This is a genomic window from Saccharothrix mutabilis subsp. mutabilis (assembly GCF_039521145.1).
Lineage (GTDB): Bacteria > Actinomycetota > Actinomycetes > Mycobacteriales > Pseudonocardiaceae > Actinosynnema > Actinosynnema mutabilis.
Window position 1 is genome coordinate 82697 of the sequence record NZ_BAAABU010000032.1, and the last position, 6997, is coordinate 89693.

Below are 6997 nucleotides of genomic sequence, written 5' to 3' on the forward strand. Positions count from 1 at the left end.
CAGGCCCCCCAGCCGACGCCACCCCCGCGGACAAAGATCCAGCCGCCCCCACCCCGGCCACCCCAACCCCGGCCACTCCCACCCCAGCCACCCCGACACCGGCCGCCCCCACTCCAGCCGCCCCCACCCCAGCCGGCGGCGACCCGGCGGACGGCGGCCCGGCCGGTGGCGACCCGGCTGGCAGCGCCCCGGCCGGCGGCGACCCGGCTGGCAGCGGCTCGGTCAGCAGTGCTCCAGCTGGCAGTGGCCCGGCGGACGGCGGCCCGGCTGGCAGCGGCCCGGCCGGCAGCGCGGCGGATAGCGAAGACCCGGGCGGCGGCCGATGGTGGCGCGGCGGTGCGGGGGATGGCGGTGCGGGGGATGGCGGTGCGGGGGATGGCGGCGCGGGGGATGGCGGCGCGGCTGGCGTTGGGAGGTCGGGCGCTGGCGGGATGGGCGGCGCGGGGGCGGGTGGAGTCGCGCAGGGGGCGGGTGTCACCGGGGTGGTTCGGTGGGGGTGTGAAGGGGTGGCCGGGTGGGTTGACCGGTATCCGTTGTGCGAGGGGCGGCGGGTGGTTCGGGGGTTTGAGTTTCCCAGTTGTTGGGATGGGCGGAACGTCGACAGTGCGTCTCATCGGGCGCATGTGCAGTTTCCCGCGTCCAACGGGGTGTGTGCGGCTGGCACGTTTCCGGTGCCTCGCCTGCGAATCCACGTGTTTTACGACGTGCCTGCCGGGCGGCCCTATGCGATCGACTCGTTTCCCGAGCAGGAGCGCGACCCCCGCACGGATCACGCCATGGGCATCAACGTCATGCCCGATCACGTGATGGCCGAGGTCGCCGGGTGTCTCAACGCCGGGCGTCAGTGTCCCTGAGGGCCGGGGGACCTGAGCACCGGGGACCGGGGCGCCGACTGAGGAGCGGGGCACCGACCGAGGAGCGGAGCGCCGACGACCGCGGACCGGGGAACCGGAACCTGGGGCCGCCGTCCCGCGCACCCCTTCCCAACTACGGGACGCGCGAGGTGGCGAAAACCGGCCCGTTCTGACCTGACACGATCGGGTGATCTTGCCGGAGCCCGCTACAACGCAGTCTACCAGCAGTTTTGGTGCCGAGCGGGGGAGAGGGGTGGAAGTGGGGGAAAGAAGTTGGGCGGCTCGTTGAACCGGACCGGGTCCGGGGCCGTGTCCCTGGGGACTGGAGGACCGTCGGGACTCGGCCGCGGGACCGGGGGGACGAGAGGAGCGGGTGGATGGCGGCTTTGTGGTCCCGGAGACGGGAGACCGCGGCCGACGAGGCGCTGGTCCGCGCCCTCTACGAGGAGCACGGGCGGGCGTTGTTGGCCTACGCCACGCGCCTCACCGGGGACCGGGCCGCCGCCGAGGACGTCGTGCAGGAGACGCTGGTCCGCGCCTGGCGCCACCCCGACGCCCTGGTCAACGGCAAGGGCTCGGTGCGCGGCTGGCTGCTCACCGTCGCCCGCAACATCGTCACCGACCGGATCCGCGCCCGCGCCGCCCGGCCCCAGGAGGTGGCGGAGACACCCGCCGCGCCACCCGTCCAGCGCGACCACGCCGACTCCGTGGTGGACTCGGTCGTGGTGCTGGAGGCCCTGGACCGACTCTCCTCGGACCACCGCGACGTGCTGCTGGAGATCTACTTCCGCGGCCGGAGCGTGACCGAGGCGGCGGAAGCCCTCAACATCCCGCCGGGCACGGTCAAATCGAGATCGCACTACGCGCTCAAAGCGCTCAGGGAAACGTTCACCGGACAACAGGTCGCGCTGAAGGGGGTGGCCGGATGACCACGAACCACGACCCACACCTGCTGGGCGCCTACGTGCTGGGTGTCCTGGAAGAGCGGGAGGCGCGCGCGGTGGAGGAGCACCTGGCGGCCTGCCCGACGTGCCGCGCCGAGTTGGCCGAACTGCGCGAGGTGGAGGAGGCGCTGGGCGACGTGCCGCCCGAGGCCCTGCTGGACGGTCCCCCCGACGGTGGCGACCTGCTGTTGCAACGCACCCTGCGGCAGGTCCGCAGCGAGCGGGACTCGCGCGCCCGGCGTCGGCGCGTCGGAGTCGGACTGGCCGCCGCGGCGGTCGTCGCGGTCGTGCTGGGTGGCGGGTTCGCGGTCGGTCGCGGCACCGCGCCCACCGACCAGGCCATCCAGACCACGACGCCCACCCCCGACACGGGCGCCAGGGTCGCCACGGCGACGGACCCGGGCACCGGCGCGCGGATGACCGTCAAGGTCAAGCCGGCCGCCGGCTGGGTGCGGGTGAACGCCTCCGTCGCGGGCATCGCGAAGAACCAGAGGTGCAAGCTGGTCGTCGTCGCCAAGGACGGGTCCCGCCAGGAGGCCGGGAGCTGGCTGGTGTCGGCGCTGGGCGAGAAGGAGGGCACGAACCTCGACGGGTCGGCCCTGATCGCGCCGGACGACGTGGCGGCCGTCGAGGTCCGCACCTTCGAGGGGGAGCAGCTCGTCACCGTGCCGCTGTGAGAAGGGGGAGCGGGCCCCGCCCGGGCGCGGGCGGGGCCCGCCGGATCACGGCGTGAGCACGACCTTGCCCGTGGTCCGCCGCCCTTCCAGCGCCGCGTGCGCGTCGGCGGCGTCCGCCAACCGGAACACCGTGGTCAACGGCGTCCACCGGCCCTCGGCCAACGCCCGCAACGACAGCGTCTCCAGCTCGCGCAGGTTCGTGCCCTTCATCAGCCGCGGCCCGACCGCGACCGACGCCGTCAGCCCCCGCTGGTACAGGTCGAGCGTCTCGATCCGGGTCGGCTCGCCCGCCGACCAGCCGAACAGGATCGTCCGCCCGCCGATCCCGAGCAGCTCCAACGCCTGCCGCCCCGGCGCACCGCCGACGCCGTCCAGCGCGACCGTGGCCTCCCCGACCTCCGCCCGCACCGCGTCCGGCCAGTCCGGCTGCGTGTAGTCCACGACGTGGTCCGCCCCCAGCTGTCGGACCAGGTCGAGCTTGGCCGTGCTCGCGAGCCCCACGACGGTCGCGCCGACCGCCTTGGCCTCCTGCACGAACAACGCCCCCAAGCCGCCGGCCGCCGCCGTGACCAGCACGACGTCGTCCTTCTCCAGTGCCGCGATCCGCAGCACGCCGACCGCCGTGCGCCCGGTGCCGATCATCGCGACGACGTCCTCGTACCGCGCGTGCTCGGGCAGCTCGTGCAGCGAGGCCGCGTTCGCCACGGCCAGCTCCGCGTACCCGCCGCTGGTCTGCCCGAGGTGCGCGACGACCCGCTTGCCCACCCACGCCGGGTCGACCTCCGCGCCGATCCGGGTGATCGTGCCCGCGACCTCCCGCCCCGGCGTCATGGGCAGCTCGGGCACCGGCCACGGCCCGCCCGCCTCGCCGCGCCGGATCGACGTGTCCAGCAGGTGCACGCCCGCGGCGGCCACGTCGATGAGCACCTGCCCCTCGCCGGGCGTCGGATCGGCGACTCGCTCGTACCGCAACACGTCCGGCGAGCCGAACTCGTACTGGCGGATGGCGCGCATGTGGGTGGTCCCCCTCTTCGGTCTGGTTCGACCACCGTAGAAGTTCCAGTTATCTAGAGGTCAACCTCCGCGCACCCCCGCGCGTCCTCGATCACATGGGGAACTTCGACCACAACGCGCACTACCACCCGCTGCTGCTCGCCCACGTCCCGCCGGGCGCGCGCACCGCCCTCGACGTCGGCTGCGGCAACGGCGGGTTCGCCCGCGCGCTCGCCGCCCGCGGCCTCCGCGTGACCGGGGTGGACAAAGCGGTCGAGGCGGTCGTGCCCGGGGTCGAGGTCCGCCGGGCCGACGCCGTCGTGGACGACCTGGGCGGGCCGTACGACTTCGTCTCGTGCATCGCCGCCCTGCACCACATGCCGTTCACCACGGCCGTCACCCGCCTGCGGGACGCCGTCGCGCCCGGCGGTGTGCTGGCCGTCCTCGGCCTGGCCAAGGAGAAGACCGCGTGGGACTGGGTGGTCAGCCTGTCCTCCGTCCCCGCCAACCTCGCCCGCAGGGTCGTCAAGGACGACCCCGTAGACACCGCTCCGGTCCGCGACTGGCACATGTCCGTGGACGAGGTCAAAGCCGGCGTGGCGGACCTCCTTCCCGGCGCGCGCGTCCGCCGCCACCTGTACTGGCGCTACTCCCTGGTGTGGCGCAAACCCGCCGCCGGGACCACCTCCCACCAGCACTAATTCCTTTGACCGCAAGCCCTTCGGCTTGTCATAGTCGTTCTTGTCGAGGTGGGCCGCGCGGCATCCGCGCGGTGCGGCGCCCCGGTCCCAATGGGGTGGGCCGGGTTCCACGACAACCCCGACACGGCGGGGTGGACTCCTGTCCGGCGGGGAGCGGGTCCGTGTGCCCGCTCCCGACCCGGCCCCGGGTTTGCGGTGGGTGACCGGGGGGTAGCCGTGGGATCGTCCGGAGCCCGGAAGGCGGGCTCTCGCGGACCCTCACGGGAGGGCGTGATGACCCACTCGACCGTCGGTCGTGTCAAGGTCGCGGGCCTCCAGCCCGCCCAGGTGCTGGCAGGTCTGCTCGGCCTGTTCTTCCTCGTCGCAGGTGTGGCGGGGTTCGTGCGCACCGGGTTCGGTGACTTCGCGGGCGACCAGCACGCGATGCTGTTCGGCTTCGCGGTCAACCCCCTGCACAACGTCGTCCACCTGGCGTTCGGCGTGCTGGGCCTGCTGATGGCCACGGGTTCCGGCCTGGCGCGGTTGTACGGCTGGATCGTGTTCCTGGTCTACGGCGTGGTGCTGGTCTGGGGCCTGATGCTGGCCGGCCTGGTGGTGAACCCGGTCGAGCGGCTGGGCAACCCCTTGGCGCTCAACACCAACGACAACTGGCTGCACCTCGGCCTGGCCCTGGTCGGCCTGCTGATCGCGGTCATGCCGGCGCGGCGCAAGGTGGTCGTGCCGGAGCAGGAGGTCGAGCCGGTGGACACCACCGTGCGCGACCACAGCATCCGCGACGACAGCGTCCGCGACCGGGACATGCCGACCCAGCGCGACCGCGACCTGACCCACGACGAAGAACCGCGCGACCGTCCCCACGACAAGCGCATCGAGTCCGTGGACCCGACCGTGTCCCCGCGGCCGGTCCAACCGATCGACCCGGCGGTGGCCGAGCAGCACAAGGCGCGGCACTACCGCTAGCACACACCTCGGGCGAACGGGGCACTGTCCACATCGGACAGTGCCCCGTTTCGCGTCACGCCGCCGAATCCAGCCGGCCCACCTGCTCGTCGGCCAGCTCCAACGCCACCCCGCCCAACGACTCCTCCAGCTGGGCGACCGAGGACACCCCCACCAGCGGCACGATCCCCTTGCGCAGCAACCAGGTCAGCACGACCTGGTTCACCGTCGCCCCCGACTCGGCGGCGACCTCCCGGACAACGGCCAACCGCCGGGCGTTGCCCACGTGGTCGTACGCCTCACCCAGCGGCTTGTCCCGGTAAGCCCCGGACAACAGCGTCGAGTACGCCACCAGCCCGACGTCCCCTTCGGCCCGCGCGTAGTCGAACAACTCCTCGGTCATGTGCACGTGCCCCGACTCGGGCAGCCTCACCCCGGGCCGCGGCAGGAGGTAGCTGTGCCGCTGCTGCACGGCGGTGTAGAGCGGCCAGCCCTCCCGCCGCGACACCGCCCGCGCCCGCTCCAACCGCCACGTGGCGTGGTTGCTCGCCCCGATCTCCCGCACGACTCCGCGCTCGACCAGCGAGGCGAACGCCCCGAGCGTGTCCTCCAGCGGAACCGACCGGTCCTCGACGTGGCTGTAGTACAGGTCGATCCGGTCGGTGCCCAGCCGCTTCAGGCTGCCCTCGGCGGCGGCGAGCACGGTCTCGCCGGCCAACCCCTCCGCGTCCTCCAGCCCCGCCCCGGGCGTCCGGGGCCGGGCGCCCGTCTTCGTCGCGACGACCAGGTCGTCCCGGTTGCCCCGGGCGGCCAGCCACCGCCCGATGGTCTCCTCGCTCTCGTCCCCCGTGCCGCCGTCCCAGAACACGTAGTTGTCGGCCGTGTCCAGGAACGTGCCCCCGGCCTCCACGTACCGGTCGAGGATGGCGAACGAGGTCTCTTCGTCGACGTACTTGCCGAACGGCAGCGTGCCCAGGCACAGGGCGCTGACCTCAAGGGATCCGATGCGCACTCGCTTCATGCCGCACAGCCTGGGTGCTGGAGCGCGCTCCAGGTCAACCCCCGGTCCGCGGAGCGCCCCCGCCTGGCATGCTGGACGGCGATGTCGACACTCGCGAAGTGGGCGCCCGCCGTGCTGGCCCTGGTCCTGGTGGCCGGCCCCGGTGTGTGGCGGATCAGCCGGAACACCATCACCATCGCGCACGAGGGCGGGCACGCCCTGGTGGCCCTGCTCACCGGCCGCCGTCTGGAAGGCATCAAGCTCAACGCCGACACCTCCGGCGTCACCGTCTCCCGGGGCAAGCCGACCGGGATCGCGGTCGTGCTCATGTACTTCGCCGGGTACGTCACCCCGTCGCTGCTCGGGCTGGGCGCGGCGCTGCTGGTGACCACCGACAACGTCCGGCCGCTGCTGTGGGCCACCGTCGTGCTCCTGGCCGCGATGCTGATCATGATCCGGAACCTGTTCGGCGTGCTGTCCGTGGTCGCCACCGGGACGATCATGTTCGTCGTCTCCTGGTACGCGACCGCGCAGTGGCAGGCCGCCTTCGCGCTGTTCGTGACCTGGTTCCTGCTGCTGGGCGGCGTGCGGCCGGTGGGGGAGTTGCAGGGTCGTCGGCTGCGCGGGCGCGCTCCCAACTCCGACGCGGACATGCTGGCGCGGATCACGCGGGTGCCCGGCCTGGTGTGGGTGGCGCTGTTCGCCGTGGTCACGATCGGCTGCCTGCTGCTGGGCGGGCGGATGCTCCTGCCGTTGTGAAAACCCCCGGCCCCGGGTACCCGACGCTCTAGTTGTACTGCCCCGTGAGGTTGGGGACGCGACTGGCGGGTGGTAGGCCCTTGAGCGCGGTGTGGCTGCGGTGGTGATTGTAGGTGTGCAGCCACTGCGG

At 73.0% G+C, this 6997-nt stretch carries 8 protein-coding genes and 1 pseudogene; 6 read left to right on the forward strand and 3 right to left on the reverse strand.

The window, feature by feature from the left end; translation table 11 throughout:
* Positions 1–431 precede the first annotated feature (431 nt).
* From ABD126_RS36675 to ABD126_RS36685, 3 genes are all read left to right on the forward strand, one after another.
* Positions 432–854 carry a DUF1996 domain-containing protein gene (locus ABD126_RS36675; RefSeq protein ID WP_343939906.1) on the forward strand — a complete coding sequence of 141 codons (423 nt, stop codon included), beginning with the start codon at positions 432–434 and terminating at the stop codon, positions 852–854.
* 377 nt (positions 855–1231) lie between these two features.
* Positions 1232–1783: a sigma-70 family RNA polymerase sigma factor gene (locus tag ABD126_RS36680; protein WP_343939888.1), complete on the forward strand. Its 552-nt coding sequence runs from the start codon at positions 1232–1234 to the stop codon at positions 1781–1783.
* Positions 1780–2475, forward strand: coding sequence for an anti-sigma factor family protein (locus ABD126_RS36685; RefSeq protein ID WP_343939890.1), 696 nt, complete (start codon positions 1780–1782; stop codon positions 2473–2475). Before ABD126_RS36680 ends, ABD126_RS36685 begins: the two co-directional genes overlap by 4 nt.
* A 45-nt stretch (positions 2476–2520) precedes the next feature.
* On the opposite strand, the gene ABD126_RS36690 is transcribed toward ABD126_RS36685, so the two are convergent.
* Positions 2521–3489 carry a zinc-binding dehydrogenase gene (locus ABD126_RS36690; RefSeq protein ID WP_343939892.1) on the reverse strand — a complete coding sequence of 323 codons (969 nt, stop codon included), beginning with the start codon at positions 3487–3489 and terminating at the stop codon, positions 2521–2523.
* 95 nt (positions 3490–3584) lie between these two features.
* Here ABD126_RS36690 and ABD126_RS36695 point away from each other — a divergent pair, with 95 nt between their 5' ends.
* Positions 3585–4169: a class I SAM-dependent methyltransferase gene (locus ABD126_RS36695; RefSeq protein ID WP_343939894.1), complete on the forward strand. Its 585-nt coding sequence runs from the start codon at positions 3585–3587 to the stop codon at positions 4167–4169.
* Between the two features lie 273 nt (positions 4170–4442).
* Positions 4443–5129, forward strand: coding sequence for a DUF4383 domain-containing protein (locus ABD126_RS36700; protein WP_343939896.1), 687 nt, complete (start codon positions 4443–4445; stop codon positions 5127–5129).
* 55 nt (positions 5130–5184) lie between these two features.
* Here ABD126_RS36700 and ABD126_RS36705 read toward each other — a convergent pair whose 3' ends face one another.
* A complete protein-coding gene (locus tag ABD126_RS36705) occupies positions 5185–6129 on the reverse strand; it encodes an aldo/keto reductase (protein WP_343939898.1) in 945 nt (314 codons plus the stop codon).
* 81 nt (positions 6130–6210) lie between these two features.
* On the opposite strand from ABD126_RS36705, the gene ABD126_RS36710 reads away from it, so the two are divergent.
* On the forward strand, positions 6211–6867 hold the full coding sequence (locus ABD126_RS36710; protein WP_343939900.1) for a M50 family metallopeptidase: 657 nt from the start codon (positions 6211–6213) through the stop codon (positions 6865–6867).
* A gap of 28 nt (positions 6868–6895) precedes the next feature.
* Here ABD126_RS36710 and ABD126_RS36715 read toward each other — a convergent pair.
* Positions 6896–6997: pseudogene (locus tag ABD126_RS36715) on the reverse strand (IS481 family transposase); the annotation flags it as partial.

Bases quoted from the DNA above. Each gene is read 5' to 3' on its own strand.
- ABD126_RS36680 (WP_343939888.1), top strand. From the start codon at position 1,232: ATGGCGGCTTTGTGGTCCCGGAGACGGGAGACCGCGGCCGACGAGGCG.
- ABD126_RS36675 (WP_343939906.1), top strand. From the start codon at position 432: ATGGGCGGCGCGGGGGCGGGTGGAGTCGCGCAGGGGGCGGGTGTCACC.
- ABD126_RS36700 (WP_343939896.1), top strand. From the start codon at position 4,443: ATGACCCACTCGACCGTCGGTCGTGTCAAGGTCGCGGGCCTCCAGCCC.
- ABD126_RS36705 (WP_343939898.1), bottom strand. From the start codon at position 6,129: ATGAAGCGAGTGCGCATCGGATCCCTTGAGGTCAGCGCCCTGTGCCTG.
- ABD126_RS36710 (WP_343939900.1), top strand. From the start codon at position 6,211: ATGTCGACACTCGCGAAGTGGGCGCCCGCCGTGCTGGCCCTGGTCCTG.
- ABD126_RS36690 (WP_343939892.1), bottom strand. From the start codon at position 3,489: ATGCGCGCCATCCGCCAGTACGAGTTCGGCTCGCCGGACGTGTTGCGG.
- ABD126_RS36685 (WP_343939890.1), top strand. From the start codon at position 1,780: ATGACCACGAACCACGACCCACACCTGCTGGGCGCCTACGTGCTGGGT.
- ABD126_RS36695 (WP_343939894.1), top strand. From the start codon at position 3,585: ATGGGGAACTTCGACCACAACGCGCACTACCACCCGCTGCTGCTCGCC.